Annotated in this window: 10 protein-coding genes; 5 read left to right on the top strand and 5 right to left on the bottom strand. The window is 71.5% G+C overall.

Translation table 11 applies throughout. The features are described 5' to 3' along the window. Nucleotides 1–4: 4 nt before the first annotated feature. Together Q0994_RS02055 and Q0994_RS02060 are read left to right on the top strand one after the other, a co-directional pair. Complete coding sequence (locus tag Q0994_RS02055) at nt 5–1,387, top strand: carbohydrate ABC transporter permease (protein ID WP_299528054.1); 1,383 nt, start codon at nt 5–7, stop codon at nt 1,385–1,387. 100 nt (nt 1,388–1,487) lie between these two features. Next, nucleotides 1,488–2,405: a carbohydrate ABC transporter permease gene (locus tag Q0994_RS02060; protein ID WP_299528056.1), complete on the top strand. Its 918-nt coding sequence runs from the start codon at nt 1,488–1,490 to the stop codon at nt 2,403–2,405. Between the two features lie 73 nt (nt 2,406–2,478). On the opposite strand, the gene Q0994_RS02065 is transcribed toward Q0994_RS02060, so the two are convergent. Continuing rightward, on the bottom strand, nt 2,479–3,090 hold the full coding sequence (locus Q0994_RS02065) for a TetR/AcrR family transcriptional regulator (protein WP_299528058.1): 612 nt from the start codon (nt 3,088–3,090) through the stop codon (nt 2,479–2,481). A 180-nt stretch (nt 3,091–3,270) separates the two neighbouring features. Here Q0994_RS02065 and Q0994_RS02070 point away from each other — a divergent pair, with 180 nt between their 5' ends. Together Q0994_RS02070 and Q0994_RS02075 are read left to right on the top strand one after the other, a co-directional pair. Further along, nucleotides 3,271–4,212: an ABC transporter permease gene (locus Q0994_RS02070; protein ID WP_299528059.1), complete on the top strand. Its 942-nt coding sequence runs from the start codon at nt 3,271–3,273 to the stop codon at nt 4,210–4,212. Next, nucleotides 4,205–4,981 carry an ABC transporter ATP-binding protein gene (locus Q0994_RS02075; RefSeq protein WP_299528061.1) on the top strand — a complete coding sequence of 259 codons (777 nt, stop codon included), beginning with the start codon at nt 4,205–4,207 and terminating at the stop codon, nt 4,979–4,981. Before Q0994_RS02070 ends, Q0994_RS02075 begins: the two co-directional genes overlap by 8 nt. Before the next feature lie 73 nt (nt 4,982–5,054). Here the strand turns inward: Q0994_RS02075 and Q0994_RS02080 are convergent, their stop codons facing one another. From Q0994_RS02080 to Q0994_RS02090, 3 genes are all read right to left on the bottom strand, one after another. Next, nucleotides 5,055–10,082 (bottom strand): NAD-glutamate dehydrogenase, encoded by a 5,028-nt coding sequence (locus tag Q0994_RS02080; RefSeq protein WP_299528063.1) that lies wholly within the window; start codon nt 10,080–10,082, stop codon nt 5,055–5,057. Between the two features lie 505 nt (nt 10,083–10,587). Next, nucleotides 10,588–11,253, bottom strand: a complete 666-nt coding sequence (locus Q0994_RS02085) for an HAD family hydrolase (protein WP_299528065.1) — start codon at nt 11,251–11,253, stop codon at nt 10,588–10,590. Nucleotides 11,254–11,318: 65 nt separating this feature from the next. Continuing rightward, entirely contained in the window at nt 11,319–11,825 is a 507-nt protein-coding gene (locus tag Q0994_RS02090; protein ID WP_299528067.1) for a DUF6912 family protein, read from the bottom strand. Nucleotides 11,826–12,202: 377 nt separating this feature from the next. On the opposite strand from Q0994_RS02090, the gene Q0994_RS02095 reads away from it, so the two are divergent. Next, nucleotides 12,203–12,628, top strand: a complete 426-nt coding sequence (locus tag Q0994_RS02095; protein WP_299528069.1) for an Rv3235 family protein — start codon at nt 12,203–12,205, stop codon at nt 12,626–12,628. Nucleotides 12,629–13,082: 454 nt separating this feature from the next. Here the strand turns inward: Q0994_RS02095 and secA are convergent, their stop codons facing one another. After that, on the bottom strand, nt 13,083–15,902 hold the full coding sequence (gene secA, locus Q0994_RS02100; protein ID WP_299528071.1) for a preprotein translocase subunit SecA: 2,820 nt from the start codon (nt 15,900–15,902) through the stop codon (nt 13,083–13,085). Between the last annotated feature and the right edge of the window lie 18 nt (nt 15,903–15,920).

Below are 15,920 nucleotides of genomic sequence, written 5' to 3' on the forward strand. Positions count from 1 at the left end.
CGCGGTGACGACCACGACCGCGGGGGGCGCCGGTACGCCGGCGCCCCCCGCCGACCAGAGCCCGCCCGTCCCCCCACCCGCGCCGAAACGGCCCGGCCGCAGCGTCACCGGCAGCCGCAGACTGATCGCGGCGGCGTTCCTGCTGCCCGCCCTGGTGCTGCTCGGCGCCCTCGTCGTCTATCCGATCGTCTACTCCGTCTACCGCTCGTTCCTGGACCGGGAGGGCACCGGCTTCGCCGGGCTCGACAACTACACCGCCCTGTTCCAGGACGACACGATCCGCACCGCGATCGAGAACAACCTGATCTGGGTGGTGCTCGCGCCCACCGTCTCCACCGCGCTCGGACTGATCTTCGCAGTGCTCACCGAACGCATCCGCTGGGGAACGGCGTTCAAGCTGATCGTCTTCATGCCGATGGCGATCTCGATGCTGGCCGCCGGCATCATCTTCCGGCTGGTCTACGACCAGGCCCCGGAGCGCGGGGTGGCCAACGCGGTCTGGGTGGGCGTGCACGACACGTTCGCCGAGTCGGGGGGCTACCCGAAGGCGCGGCCGCTGCCGGTGCATCCGCTGAAGGCGGGCGGCGGCGGGGCGTTCGTGACGAAGGAGCCGGTGCGGGCGGGCGAGCCCGCACTGCTGCCGCTGGTGGGGGTCGCCCCGGACCGCATGCCGGACGACGCGCGGCCCGCGAAGCCCGTCTCCGACCCCGGCGACGGGATCACCGGCACCGTCTGGCTGGACTTCACCAAGGGCGGCGGCGGAACGCCCAACGTCGTGGACCCGAAGGAACTCGGCCTCAAGGGCATCAGGGTCGAGGCGGTGAAGGACGGCAAGGTGGTCGCCACCGCCACGGCCGGAGCGGACGGGGTCTTCACCCTGCCCGCCTCCGCCGACGGCTCGGTGCTCCGGCTGCCCGCCGACAACTTCCGCGAGCCGTACAACGGCGTCGAGTGGCTGGGCCCCTCGCTGGTGACCCCCGGCATCATCGGCAGCTACGTCTGGATGTGGGCCGGCTTCGCCATGGTCCTCATCGCGGCGGGGCTCGCCGGTCTGCCGCGCGAACTCCTCGAAGCGGCCCGGGTGGACGGCGCCAACGAGTGGCAGGTGTTCCGCCGGATCACCGTCCCGATGCTGGCACCGGTCCTCGCGGTGGTGCTGGTGACGCTGATGATCAATGTCCTGAAGGTCTTCGACCTGGTCTTCATCATCGCCCCCGGCTCCTCCCAGGACGACGCCAACGTCCTGGCCCTCCAGCTCTACCGGACCTCCTTCGGCACCGACGCCGACCTCGGCGTCGGCAGCGCCATCGCGGTGCTGCTGCTGCTCCTGGTGATCCCGGTGATGCTCTTCAACGTGCGCCGGATACGGAAGGAGGGGCGCCGATGACGTGGCGACTCGCGTCCGCGGCACCCCCCGGCCGGGGGTACGGGGGTCGCCCCCCGGGAGACGACAGCAACGTGCGCCGGATACGGAAGGAGGGGCGCCGATGACCGCCACGACCGAGACGGCGGGCGGCCCTGCCGCGTCCGCCGCGACCGCCCCGGCGAAGGCGCGTCCCGCGCTCGCCGCGCGGATCGCCGCCCGCGCGGGCGGCGGGGTGATGCGGGTCTTCCTGCTGCTGGTGGCGCTGTTCTGGCTGATGCCGACCATCGGCCTGCTGATCTCCTCGCTGCGCGGTCCGCAGGACATCGCGGCGAGCGGCTGGTGGCAGGTGTTCACCGCGCCGTCCGAGCTGACCCTCGACAACTACCAGCGCATCCTGTCCAACCCGGTGATCACCGACTCCCTGCTCAGCACGGTGATGATCACCGTGCCGTCCACCGTGCTTGTGGTGGTGGTCGGCTCGTTCGCCGGGTACGCCTTCGCCTGGATGGACTTCCCCGGCCGGGACTGGTGGTTCCTGCTGGTGGTCGGGCTGCTGGTGGTGCCGGTGCAGGTGGCGCTGATCCCGGTGTCCGAGCTGTTCGGGGCCGTGGGCATCTTCGAGACGACGCTCGGGGTGGTGCTGTTCCACACCGCGTTCGGGCTGCCGTTCGCGATCTTCCTGCTGCGGAACTTCTTCGCCGAGATCCCGCGTGAGCTGCTGGAGGCGGCCCGGCTGGACGGGGCGGGCGAGATCCGGCTGTTCACCCGCGTGGTGATGCCGCTCGGCGGTCCGGCCATCGCCTCGCTGGGCATCTTCCAGTTCCTGTGGGTGTGGAACGACATGCTGGTGGCGCTGATCTTCGCGGACTCCGGTTCGCCGCCGATCACCGTGGCGCTCCAGCAGCAGGTCCGGCAGTTCGGCAACAACATCGACGTGCTGGCGCCGGGCGCCTTCGTGTCGATGGTGATCCCGCTGGTGGTGTTCTTCGCGTTCCAGCGGCAGTTCGTGTCGGGCGTGATGGCGGGCGCGGTCAAGTAGCCGTCCCGCACGCGTACGAGGAGGCCGGCGTCCCCGCGGGGGTCCGCCGGCCTCTCCCGTGTGCGTGCGTCCGCTACGCCCCGCCCCTGAGGGCCACCACCGCGGAGGCGGCGAGGTCGTCCAGGTACCCGCGGGGCAGGTCGCCGCGGACGACGACCAGCCGCCAGTAGAGAGGGCCCACGATGAGGTCGAGCGCGCGGTCGGGGTCGCTGCCCTCCGGCAGTTCGCCGCGGGCCACCGCCTCCCGCACCACGACCGCGGCGACGCCCTGCTGCGGGTCGAGCAGCGCGCCCTTGATCGCGTCGGAGATCTCCGGGTTGCGGGCCGCCTCCACCAGCAGGTCGGGGATCACCTGCGAGGCGACCGGGTGGCGCAGGGCGTAGGCGGCCAACTCCAGCACGGCGCGTACGTCCCCGTGCAGCGAACCGGTCGACGGGGCGGGCATGCCCTGCGCGGCCACGGCGGCGACCAGGTCCAGGACCAGCGCGAGCTTGGACTTCCAGCGGCGGTAGACGGCGGTCTTGCCGACCCCCGCCCGCCGCGCGATCCCCTCGATCGACATCCGGGCGAAGCCCACCGCCGCCAGCTCGTCGAAGACGGCCGCGCGGATCGCGTCGGTCACGTCTTCCCGCAGCACCGCGGCGCCCGCGGGCGTGCGGCGCCGGGTTCCCCGTTCGGTGGTCATGCCTCACAGGATAGCCGTAACGACGAAACGGTTGCGTCCCGTCGCACCCCCGGCCTACTCTGACGTGACGACGAAACGGTCCCGTCCCCACGTTGGTGTGCGGTTTCCCCGCCGTTCTCCCAGCGTTTCCCCGGCTTCCCCGCGGGTCCCGACCGTTCTCCCCCTGCCTAGAAAGCGATCGTGGTGAGCCAGACAGCAGCTCCACCGGCCACGGCCGGCGCCGATCCGAACGCCCTCGCCCCGGTCCACGCACCGGGCGAACTGGCCGCGCTCGCCGCACGCCACCACCTCGGCGTCAGCGGCGCGCGACCGTCCCTGCCCGCGTACGTCCGCCGGCTCTGGGGGCGCCGGCACTTCATCACGGCGTTCGCCACCGCCAAACTGACCGCGCAGTACAGCGGCGCGAAGCTCGGCCAGATCTGGCAGATCATGACGCCGCTACTCAACGCGACGGTGTACTACTTCATCTTCGGCGTCCTGATGAACACCCAGCACGGGGTGGACGACTTCGTCCCCTTCCTCGTCACCGGCGTCTTCATCTGGACCTTCACCTCCAACGCGATCACCGCGGGCACCCGCGCGATCAGCGGCAACCTCGGCCTGGTCCGCGCCCTGCACTTCCCGCGCGCCTCGCTGCCGATCGCCCTCGGCCTCCAGCAGCTCCAGCAACTGCTCTTCTCGCTGGCCACACTCGTGCTGATCCTCTTCGCCTTCGGCGAGTTCCCGCGGCCCTCCTGGCTGCTGGCGATCCCGGCCCTGCTGTGCCAGTCGATGTTCTCCATCGGCGTGTCCATGGTCGTGGCCCGGCTCGCCGCCCGCACGCCCGACATCGCACAGCTCATGCCGTTCATCCTGCGCACCTGGATGTACGCGTCCGGCGTGATGTGGAGCCTCGACTCCCTCGCGTCCAACGACAAGGTGCCGCACGCCGTGACCGTGCTGCTGGACCTCAACCCGGCGGCGGTCTACATCGACCTGATGCGGTTCGCGCTCATCGAGAGCTTCACCGCCGACCGGCTCCCGCCGCACGTCTGGGCGATCGCGGCCGGCTGGGCGCTGCTCTGCGGGGTCGGCGGCTTCGTGTTCTTCTGGCAGGCGGAGGAGAGGTACGGACGTGGCTGACACGACCGGTGAACGCGTCCCCACGGTGGTCGTCGACGACGTCCACATCACCTACAAGGTGCACGGCGCCAAGACCGGCAGGGGCAGCGCCACCGCCGCCCTCAGCCGCCTCGCGTCCCGCCGCGCCACCCCCGGCGCCCGCGAGGTGCACGCCGTCAAGGGCGTCAGCTTCGCCGCGTACAAGGGCGAGGCCATCGGCCTCATCGGTTCCAACGGCTCCGGCAAGTCCACCCTGCTCAGGGCCGTCGCGGGGCTGCTGCCGCCCACCAAGGGAAAGATCCACACCCAGGGCCAGCCCTCGCTGCTCGGGGTCAACGCGGCGCTGATGGCCGACCTCACCGGCGAGCGCAACGTGGTGCTCGGCGGGCTCGCGATGGGCATGAGCCGCAAGGAGATCCGCGAAGCCTACGACGGCATCGTCTCCTTCTCCGGGATCAACGAGAAGGGCGACTTCATCAGCCTCCCCATGCGGACCTACTCCTCCGGCATGGGCGCCCGGCTGCGGTTCGCCATCGCCGCCTCCAAAAGCCACGACGTGCTGCTGATCGACGAGGCGCTGTCCACCGGCGACGCCCGGTTCCAGAACCGCAGCAAGGACCGGATCAAGGAACTCCGCGAGGAGGCGGGCACCGTCTTCCTGGTCAGCCACAGCAACCGGTCGATCACCGAGACCTGCGACCGGGCGCTCTGGCTGGAGTCCGGCGTGCTGCGGATGGACGGCCCGGCGCAGGACGTCGTCGACGCGTACGAGCGGTTCACCAAGAGGTAGCCGCACGCGCGGAACGGCACGGGAGGACGGGGTGCGGCCAGATCCGGCCGCACCCCGTCCTCCCGTTCGTGCGTCAGCCGTGCGTGCGCAGCAGGGTCCGCATCGTCCGCATCGCCACCGACAGGTTGGCCAGGTCGAACGCGTCCGAGCTCTGGATCTCCTCCAGCGTCGAGCGGGAACGCGACAGGATCGCCGCGTTCTTCTCCTCCCATGCCTTGAACCGCTCCTCCGGCGTCGAGGACCCGTCGCCCGCGGCCAGCACGTCGGCGGTGAGCGCCGCGTGCGCCGCGAACAGGTCCTCACGGATGGAGGCGCGGGCCATCGACTGCCAGCGGTCGGACCGGGGCAGTTCGATGATCCGGTCCATGAGCTGGGTGATCCGCAGCCGGTCCGCGAGGTCGTAGTAGACCTCGGCGACCGCCAGGGGCTCCTGGTCCGTACGGTCGGCGATGGCCACGATGTCGAGCGTCGGGAAGGCCGAGGAGAACCCGGCGACCCGCTCGGCCAGCTCCCGGGGCACGCCCGCCGCGGTCAGCTCGTCCAGGATCGAGCGGTACCACGTGTCGTCGGCACCGCGCAGCAGCGACGGCATCCGCTCCCACACCTCGGCCACCCGGTCACGGAAGAACGCGATGGTCTCCGCGATGGCGACCGGCTGCGGCCGGTTGCCCAGCAGCCAACGGGTCGCCCGCTCCACCAGCCGGCGCGAGTGCAGCCGGATCCGGGTCAGCACGTCGGCCGGGACCCGGTTGTCGAGCGCCTCCACCGCGTCCCACACCGCGGAGAGGCCGAAGATCTCACGGGCCGCCGCCTGCGCCCGGACGATCTCCTCCAGGGACGCGCCGGTCTCCTCCCGCAGCCGGTGCAGGAAGGTCGAACCACCGGTGTTGACGGTGTCGTTGACCAGCACCGTCGTGATGATCTCGCGGCGCAGCGCGTGGCCGTCCACCGCCGCCGGGAACCGCTCGCGCAGCTGCTCGGGGAAGTAGGAGTGGACCAGCTTCTGCAGGTGCGGGTCGTCCGGCAGGCTGGTGCCGATCAGCTCGTCCGCCGTCGTGATCTTGGTGTAGGCCAGCAGCACGGCCAGTTCCGGCTGGCTGAGGCCCTTGCCCGCGTTGAGGAGTTCGCGGATCTGCCGGTCGGCGGGCAGGAACTCCAGCGCGCGGTCCAGCCCACCGTCCTTCTCCAGCCGGCGGATCGAGCGGTGGTGGGCGTGCAGCAGCGAGGGCGCCTGGGCGCAGGCGTTGCCGAGGGCGACGTTCTGCGCGTAGTTGTTGCGCAGCACCAGCTTGCCGACCTCGTCGGTCATCTCCGCGAGCAGCTTGTTGCGCTGCTTGACGGTCATGTCGCCGTCCCGCACCAGGCCGTTGAGCAGGATCTTGATGTTCACCTCGTGGTCGGAGGTGTCCACGCCGGCGCTGTTGTCGATCGCGTCGGTGTTGATCCGGCCACCGGCCCGCGCGAACTCGATGCGGCCGAGCTGGGTGGCGCCGAGGTTGCCGCCCTCGCCGACCACCTTGGCCCGCAGCTCCTCGCCGTCGACGCGGATCGCGTCGTTGGCCTTGTCGCCGACGTCCGCGTCGGTCTCGGCGGACGACTTGACGTAGGTGCCGATGCCGCCGTTCCACAGCAGGTCCACGGGGGCCCGCAGAATGGCCCGCATCAGGTCGGCGGGCGCCATCTTGGTGACGCCGGCCTCGATGCCGAGTGCCTCCCTGACGTGCGCGTTCACCGGGATGGACTTGGCGTTGCGGGGGTGGACGCCACCGCCCGCGGAGAGCAGTTTGGTGTCGTAGTCGGCCCAGGAGCTGCGCGGCAGGTCGAACAGGCGCCGGCGCTCGGCGTACGAGACCGCCGGGTCCGGGTCCGGGTCGATGAAGATGTGCCGGTGGTCGAAGGCCGCGACCAGTCGGATGTGCTCGGAGAGCAGCATTCCGTTGCCGAACACGTCGCCGGACATGTCGCCGACGCCGACCACGGTGAAGTCCTCGGACTGGGTGTCGTGGCCCAGCTCGCGGAAGTGCCGCTTCACCGACTCCCAGGCGCCGCGGGCGGTGATGCCCATGCCCTTGTGGTCGTACCCGGCGGAACCGCCGGACGCGAACGCGTCACCGAGCCAGAAGCCGTAGGCGACGGCGACCTCGTTGGCGATGTCGGAGAAGCTCGCGGTGCCCTTGTCGGCGGCGACCACCAGGTAGGTGTCGTCCTCGTCGTGCCGGACGACGTCGGCGGGGTGCACGACCTCGCCGGCCACCATGTTGTCGGTGATGTCCAGCAGCGCCGAGATGAACGTGCGGTACGCGGCGATGCCCTCGGCCAGCCACGCGTCGCGGTCCACCGCCGGGTCCGGCAGGTGCTTGGCGACGAAGCCGCCCTTGGCGCCCACCGGCACGATGACGGTGTTCTTCACCATCTGCGCCTTGACCAGGCCGAGGATCTCCGTACGGAAGTCCTCGCGCCGGTCCGACCAGCGCAGACCGCCGCGGGCCACCTTGCCGAAGCGGAGGTGGACGCCCTCGACGCGGGGCGAGTACACCCAGATCTCGAACGCCGGGCGCGGCGCCGGGAGGTCCGGGATGGCCTGCGGGTCGAACTTCATCGAGACGTAGCCGTGCGGCTCGCCGTCGTCGGCCCGCTGGAAGAAGTTGGTCCGCAGGGTCGCCTTGATGACGGTGAGGAACGACCGCAGGATGCGGTCCTCGTCCAGCGAGGCGACCTGGTCCAGGGCCCCGTCCAGCTCCTCCAGCAGCCCGTCGGTCAGCTCCCGGCCCGCGCGCTGGCGGCCGGGCGACATCCGCGCCTCGAAGAGCGAGACCAGCAGCCGGGTGGTGTGGACGTTGTTGCGGAGGGTGTCCTCCATGTAGTCCTGGCTGAAGGTGCCGCCGGCCTGCCGCAGGTACTTCGCGTAGGCCCGCAGCACCATCGCCTGGCGCCAGTCCAGTCCGGCGCTCAGCACCAGCGCGTTGAAGCCGTCGTTCTCCGCCGCGCCGGTCCACACCGCCGCGAACGCGGCCTGGAAGCGTTCGCGCGCCCCGTCCGCGAGGTGGCCGCCGTGGCCGTACTCGACGGGCATCCGCAGCCCGAAGTCGTAGACCCAGGCGGTCGTGCGGTCCGCGCAGCGCAACTCGTAGGGACGCTCGTCGACCACCTCGACGCCCAGTCGCTGGAGCGCCGGGAGGACCGCGGAGAGGGAGACCGGCTCACCGGTGCGGTAGATCTTGAAGCGGCGGTCTCCGGGACCGGCGCCGACCGGCTCGTAGAGGCTGAGCGAGAAGTCCTTCTCGCCCTTCTTCAGCGCTTCGAGGTGGACCAGGTCGGCCACCGCGGCGCGCGGCGAGTGGTCGGCCTTGTACCCCTCGGGGAAGGCGCGGGCGTAGCGCCGCAGCAGTTCGGCCGCGCGTTCCTCGCCGCACTCGGCGGTCAGCGCCTCCTGGAAGCCGTCGGCCCAGGAGCGGGCGGCCTCCACCAGCCGCGCCTCGATGCGGTCGGCGTCGGCGTCCGTGAGGTCCGGCAGCTCCGTGCCGGGCGCGACCCGGATCACGAAATGCAGCCGGGACAGGATGGATTCGGTGTTCCAGGCGGTGAAGTCGACGCTGGTACCGCCGAGTTCCTCCTTGAGGATGTCGATGAGCCGCAGCCGCACCCCGGTGGTGTACCGGTCGCGCGGGAGGTACACCAGCGCGGAGTAGTAGCGCCCGTACTCGTCCTGCCGCAGGTACAGCCGCAGCCGGCGGCGCTCCTGGAGGTAGAGCACGGAGGTCACGATCGACCGGAGCTGGTCGGCGGGCGTCTGGAACAGCTCGTCGCGCGGGTAGGTCTCCATGATCTGGAGCAGGTCGCGGCCGTCGTGGCTGTTGTGCGAGAAGCCCGCTCCCTCCAGCACCTCGGCGACCTTGCGGCGCACGACGGGCACCCGGCGCACCGACTCGGTGTACGCGGACGACGAGAACAGGCCGAGGAAACGGCGCTCGCCGACGACGTTGCCCTTGGCGTCGAACTTCTTCACGCCGACGTAGTCGAGGTAGCTCGGGCGGTGCACGGTGGAGCGGCTGTTGGCCTTGGTCAGCACCAGCAGGCGGTGCTCCCGGGCCTTGGCGCGGGCGTCCGCGGGCAGCCGGTCGAAGGACGGGCTGACGGGGTGGGCCTCGTCCCCGCTGTGCTGCGGGTCGGAGCGCAGGATGCCGAGACCGGTGCCGGGCACGGCGGACAGGGCGTCGCTGTCGCGGAGTTCGTACTCGCGGTAGCCGAGGAAGGTGAAGTGGTCGGCGGCGAGCCAGCGCAGCAGCTCGCGGGCCTCCTCGATCTCCTCCTCGGGGAGGTCGTCGAGCGGCTCGCCCGGCAGTTCGTCGGAGATGCGCAGCGCGGTGTCGCGCATCTTGTCCCAGTCCTCGACGGTCTCCCGCACGTCGGACAGGACGCGCCGCAGGTCGGCGGTGATCTGCTGGAGGTCCTCGCGGTCGGTCTCGCGGTCGATCTCGACGTGGATCCAGGACTCGACCAGCGCGTCGTGCGGCAGCTCGGGACCGGCCGGTGCGGCGTTCTTGTCCTTGCGGCCCTTGGAGGTGACGGGGGCGCCGCCGCCGTCGGCGAGGACCTCGATCAGCTTGCCCGCGACATCGCGGCGGACGACGACCTGCGGGTGGATCACGACGTGGATGCCGCGCCCCTGGCGGGACAGCTCGTTGGTGACGGAGTCGACGAGGAACGGCATGTCGTCGGTGACCACCTCGACCACCGAGTGGCTGGAGGTCCAGCCGTTCTCCTCGACGGTCGGGGTGTGCACCCGCACGTTGGCGGTGCCCTGCGGACGGTTCTGGGCGAGCCGGTAGTGCGAGGACGCGGCGCCGAAGACGTCCACCGGGTCACGCCCGGCGACGTCCTCGGGAGCGGTGTGCAGGTAGTAGCGCTGGAGGTAGGTCAGCACCGCGGCGGGGCCGGAGCCCTCGTCCGGGCCCACCGTGCCGCCCTCGGGGCCGGCCGCGGCGATGCGCACCCGGGGGACTCCCCCCGGGCCTCCGGCACCACCGCCCGGGCTGTTGTCAGCTACCTCGGCGGCCCGTGCGAGCAACTCGGCCTTGGCTTCGTCCAGCTTGGTCTGCATGTCCTCTGGCTCCTGTCGCGCGCCGTTGCGTGACGTAGGTGAGAAAGGCGACGCAACGCAACGACACGGTGTATCCGGTCCGGGTCGACGTTATGCCGCCACGAGAGACGCCCGGGTCCATTCGCGCCAGCTGTCGCCGGCGGGACGGGTCCTGGGGGCGGGGATCGCGGACGGCCCGGGTGCGTAGGCACTCCGGGCGGTGGCCGGGGGCGTCGCTGCCCCCGATGCGTATCGCGCTGATCACGGACCCCAGGCTATCCCGCCCTACGGGGTCGCCGTCATGGGGCGTTTGCGCACAAAGGACGGCTACGAACTTTGACACTTCGGACAGTGCGCCGGGGTACTCCGGCGCACTCCGACCCCACGGCGCGCGCCGTCCGGCCCCCCGAGCGCTCCCCTACGCCCGGACGGTGCGGTTCCGCGCGGGGGTCGGGGGGCGGGGCCAGGGGGTCCGGGGGCGGGGGCCGCGGGGGCCAGGGGATCCGGGGTTAGCGGGATCCGGGGGTCAGCGGACGATCTCGGCGGCCAGCGCGACCGCCTCGGCGAGGGTGTCGACCACCGGCACCCCGGCGACCTCCAGTCCGGCCCGGCTGTGCGAACCGCCCGTGTACAGCACCGCGCGGGCGCCGACGTGCGCGGCGGCGACCGCGTCGTCCACGGCGTCGCCGATGATCACCGCATGTTCCGGCGCGATCCCGTCGAGCGCCGCGAAATGCCGCTCCATGTGGAGCGTCTTGCTGCCGCCGGAGGGACCGGTGCGGCCGTCGACCCGCACGAAGTGCCGCTCGATGCCGAACTCCCGCACCACAGGCACCAGGTGCTCGTGTCCGTACATCGACAGCAGGGACTGGCTCCGGCCGGCGGCCGGCCACCCCGCCAGCAGTTCCGCGACGCCCTCGGTGAGCCCGCAGGCGATCCGCAGCCCGGTGTAGTGGTCGTGGAAGACGACGTCCATCCGCTCCCACTCGGCGTCCGTCGGCAGCCGGCCGAGGAACCGCTCGTAGAACGTCGGAATGGGCACGCGGTAGTTCTCGCGGTACTGCTCCACCGTGATCGGCGCCAGCCCGATCTCCGCGAAGGCCGCGTTGGTCGCTCCGACCACGGCATGCGTGTCGTCCAGCAGTGTGCCGTTCCAGTCCCAGACCAGATGTGTGCGCGCGCTCGTCCCCATGAGGGAGAAAATACCCGGAGGGTACGACAGCCGGTCAGCCCGGTCGGCTGACCGCCGACCGCCGGTCAGCCGATGAGGTTGCCGATCTCCTGCACGCCGAACCACAGCAGCTCGTGGTCCTCCGCGCCGTCGACGGTGAACTGCGCGTCGTCGTCGCCGAGGTCGGCGGCGCCCAGCGCGTCGGCGGCCGCGCTGACGTCCTTCTCCGCGTCGTCCGCGTCCACGTGCACCGCGGCGGCCTTGGCGAGCGGCACGGCGGACACGATCCGCACCTCGCCGACCGAGGCGCCGTCCGGGCCGTGGTCGGGATCGGCGACGGCGTCCCCGTCCGGCACGTCGAAGGCGACGACCACCCGGCGGCGCGGCTCCCCCGGGCGCCCCGCGATCAGCCGCAGCGAGGCGGCGGCGGCCCGGTTCAGCGCCGCGTACTCGAGTTCCTCGATGTCGTCGGAGACGTACCACTCGCGCAGCCCCGGAGTGACCGCGTACGCCGTCAGCGGGCCGGGCCCCGCCTCGCCCGCCGCGTGCGCCGCTGCGAGCCCGGAGAGGGTCAGGGGGACGTACACGCGCATGGCTGCCACTTTCGTCGTCGTTCCGTCGTCGGAAACCCCCTCAGGATACGTCGGAGGTCCCCCATCGGGTCGGGGCGCGGGTCCCGGCGGCCGGGACGGGGGTCCACCGCCGCTGCCCCCGTAAGGTCCCGCACAGTCCCGCACGGCCCCGCACGGCCCCGGCGCGCGCGGTTCGGCGGTCCTGGCGTCCACCCCCCGACGGTTCTCACCCCCGCCACGCCGATGGCGGGACCCCGCCGCCACCCGGATAGGTGGTCCTGCGGCCGGTCCGCAACCGGCCGGACGCCGCTTGCGGGCACACCGCGCGGCCCGTAGAAGATCCCCAACAAAAGTTACCGCTTGGTACGAACCGGGCGTCGCAGACGGGGTGAACACGAATGAGCACCGACAGGACCAGACCCACAGGCCGCCGCGACCCCCGCAGGCCCGGCACGGTACCGGCGCAGCGGAGCCGGCCCCGGCCCGCGCTGCCGCCGCGCCCGCACCAGTGGTTCGCCGAACGCCTGCTCGCCGTGCTCAGCGGCCGCCGCCCGGTCCACTGGATGCTCGGCCACACCATCGGCGAGGCCTACGACCAGCTCGCCGAGCTCGCCCCCTGCACCCCGTTCCGGCACCCGGCGGGCGCCTCCCCGGTGCTGAGGCGGTGCTACGGCTCCCAGCCCGCCACCGGCGTCGTGGAGGCGTTCGCGAGCGTCTCAGCGGGCGGCCAGGTGCACGCCATGGCCTTCCGGCTGGAGCAGGGCGCGGACCTGCGCTGGCGGTGCGCCGCGGTCGAACTGGGCGGCGAACGCCTGGCGGTCTGAGCGCGGCGGACCTGGGCCGCCAGGTGCGCCGCGGTCGAACTGGGCGGCGAACGCCTGGCGGTCTGAGCGCGGCGGACCTGGGCCGCCGCCCCGGTCGAGCGGCAGGCCCACCGGCGGACCCGCACGCACGCGGACGGGCCGGTGGGCCGTACGGCGGCGAGGCGGCGGCGGGGCGCACGCAGGCCGTCGCGCAGGGCAGCGGGGACGGCGGCGCACACGCGGGCCGTGGGGCCGCACGCGGGCCGGGCAGCGGGGACGGCGGGCCGCACGCGGGCGGGGTGGCCGTGCGCACGCCGGGACCGTCGGTGCCGCACGACGCGGCGCCGCACAGTGCCGCACGGCGCCGCAGCGCACGACGGGCGGGGCCGGGCACCCGTGAGTGCCCCGCCCCGCCCGTCGTCCCAGCGGCGACGGCCGCCACGGATCGCTCCGCGCCCGGCCGGCGCCGTACCGCCTACTTCTTGCGGCGACGCCCGCCCGTGCTCTTCTGGGCCTTGCGACGCTCGGCGCGGGTCATCCCGTCACCGTCGGACCGGCCGGCCTCGGCGTCCGTGAACTCGCCCTCGACGACGCCGCCCTCGCCGTCCACCGTCGGCGCGGAGAAGTGCAGCCGGTCCGGGCGCTGCGGGGCTTCGAGGCCCTTGGCGCGGATCTCCGGACGCGAGCCCGCCGCGACACCGGCGCCCTCCTTGGCGAGCGAGGTGCGCTCGGCGTCTTCCGACACCGGCACCTCCTCGACCTGCTGCTCGACCTGGACCTCCAGGTTGAAGAGGTAGCCGACGGACTCCTCCTTGATGCCCTCCATCATGGCGTTGAACATGTCGAAGCCCTCGCGCTGGTACTCGACCAGCGGGTCCTTCTGCGCCATGGCACGGAGGCCGATGCCCTCCTGGAGGTAGTCCATCTCGTAGAGGTGCTCGCGCCACTTGCGGTCGAGGACCGACAGCACCACGCGCCGCTCCAGCTCCCGCATGATGTCGGAGCCGAGCGACTTCTCGCGCTCCTCGTACTGCTGGTGGATGTCCTCCTTGACGGACTCGGCGATGAAGTCCGCCGTGACGCCCGCGAGGTCGCCCGCCGCCTCTTCCAGCTCCTCGACGGTGACCTTCACCGGGTAGAGCTGCCGGAAGGCGCCCCACAGCCGGTCCAGGTCCCACTCCTCCGCGAAGCCCTCGGCGGTCTCCTGGCGGATGTAGTCGTCGATCGTGTCGTCCATGAAGTGGCGGATCTGGTCCTGCAGGTCCTCGCCCTCCAGGACGCGGCGCCGCTCGCCGTAGATGACCTCGCGCTGACGGTTGAGGACCTCGTCGTACTTCAGGACGTTCTTACGGGTCTCGAAGTTCTGCTGCTCGACCTGCGACTGGGCCGAGGCGATGGCCCGCGTGACCATCTTGTTCTCGATGGGAACGTCGTCGGGGACGTTCGCCATCGACATCACGCGCTCGACCATCTGCGCCTTGAACAGACGCATCAGGTCGTCGCCGAGCGAGAGGTAGAAGCGGGACTCGCCCGGGTCGCCCTGACGGCCGGAACGGCCGCGGAGCTGGTTGTCGATGCGGCGCGACTCGTGGCGCTCGGTGCCCAGCACGTACAGCCCGCCGAGCTCCTTGACCTCCTCGAACTCCGCCTTCACGGCCAGCTCGGCGCTCTCCAGCGCCGCCGGCAGGGCCGCCGCCCACTCCTCCGCGTGCTCGACCGGGTCCAGGCCGCGCTGGCGCAGCTCCGCCTCGGCGAGGTCGTCCGGATTGCCGCCGAGCTTGATGTCGGTGCCTCGGCCGGCCATGTTCGTGGCGACGGTGACGGCGCCCTTGCGGCCGGCCTGGGCGACGATCGTCGCCTCCCGGTCGTGCTGCTTGGCGTTGAGCACCTCGTGGTGGACCCCGCGCTTGGAGAGCTGCTGCGAGAGGTACTCGGACTTCTCGACCGAGGTGGTGCCGACCAGGATCGGCTGGCCCTTCTCGTGCTTCTCCGCGATGTCGTCGACCACCGCGGCGAACTTCGCCACCTCGGTGCGGTAGATCAGGTCGGACTGGTCGATGCGGACCATCGCCCGGTTGGTCGGGATGGGCACGACGCCGAGCTTGTAGATCTGGTGGAACTCCGCGGCCTCGGTCATCGCCGTACCGGTCATGCCCGACAGCTTGTCGTACAGGCGGAAGAAGTTCTGCAGGGTGATCGTGGCGAGGGTCTGGTTCTCGTCCTTGATGTCCACCCCTTCCTTCGCCTCGATCGCCTGGTGCATGCCCTCGTTGTAGCGGCGGCCGGCGAGGATACGGCCGGTGTGCTCGTCGACGATCATGACCTCGCCGTCGATGACGACGTAGTCCTTGTCCTTCTTGAAGAGTTCCTTCGCCTTGATGGCGTTGTTCAGGTACCCGACCAGCGGGGTGTTCACCGACTCGTAGAGGTTGTCGATGCCCAGCCAGTCCTCGACCTTGGAGACGCCGGGCTCGTGGATGGCCACGGTCCGCTTCTTCTCGTCGACCTCGTAGTCGCCGGTCTCCGCGATGCCCTTGAGCTGGTTGCCGGCCTCCCCCCTGGTCAGCCGGGTCACCAGTTTGGCGAAGTCGCCGTACCACTTGGTGGCCTGGTCGGCCGGGCCCGAGATGATCAGCGGGGTGCGCGCCTCGTCGACGAGGATCGAGTCCACCTCGTCCACCACCGCGAAGTTGTGGCCCCGCTGCACCAGCTCCTCCTGCGACCACGCCATGTTGTCGCGGAGGTAGTCGAAGCCGAACTCGTTGTTGGTGCCGTACGTGATGTCGCAGGCGTACTGCTGACGGCGCTGCGCCGGCGTCATGTTGGCGACGATGCACCCGACGTCCAGGCCGAGGAACTTGTGCACCCGGCCCATCATCTCGGAGTCGCGCTGCGCGAGGTAGTCGTTCACCGTGATCAGGTGGACGCCCTTGCCGGAGAGCGCGTTGAGGTACGCCGGGAGGGTGCCGACGAGGGTCTTGCCCTCACCGGTCTTCATCTCGGCGACGTAGCCGAGGTGCAGCGCGGCGCCGCCCATGATCTGGACGTCGTAGTGGCGCTGGCCGAGGACGCGCTTGGCGGCCTCGCGGACGGTCGCGAACGCCTCGGGGAGCAGGTCGTCCAGGCTCTCGCCGTCCGCGTACCGTTCCTTGTACTCGTCGGTGAGCGCCCGCAGCTCGGCGTCGGAGAGGTTGACGAAGTCCTCTTCGATGGAGCTGACCTGGTCCGCGATGCGGTGCAGTTTGCGCAGGATCTTGCCTTCGCCTGCACGCATGAGCTTGTGGAAGACGGACACTGAGGCTGGTCTCCTTGC

This window comes from uncultured Streptomyces sp. (assembly GCF_947488945.1).
Taxonomy (GTDB): domain Bacteria; phylum Actinomycetota; class Actinomycetes; order Streptomycetales; family Streptomycetaceae; genus Streptomyces.

Coding starts and splice junctions, on each gene's coding strand:
- Q0994_RS02060 (WP_299528056.1), top strand. CDS start 1,488: ATGACCGCCACGACCGAGACGGCGGGCGGCCCTGCCGCGTCCGCCGCG.
- Q0994_RS02090 (WP_299528067.1), bottom strand. CDS start 11,825: ATGCGCGTGTACGTCCCCCTGACCCTCTCCGGGCTCGCAGCGGCGCAC.
- Q0994_RS02065 (WP_299528058.1), bottom strand. CDS start 3,090: ATGACCACCGAACGGGGAACCCGGCGCCGCACGCCCGCGGGCGCCGCG.
- Q0994_RS02085 (WP_299528065.1), bottom strand. CDS start 11,253: ATGGGGACGAGCGCGCGCACACATCTGGTCTGGGACTGGAACGGCACA.
- Q0994_RS02095 (WP_299528069.1), top strand. CDS start 12,203: ATGAGCACCGACAGGACCAGACCCACAGGCCGCCGCGACCCCCGCAGG.
- Q0994_RS02080 (WP_299528063.1), bottom strand. CDS start 10,082: ATGCAGACCAAGCTGGACGAAGCCAAGGCCGAGTTGCTCGCACGGGCC.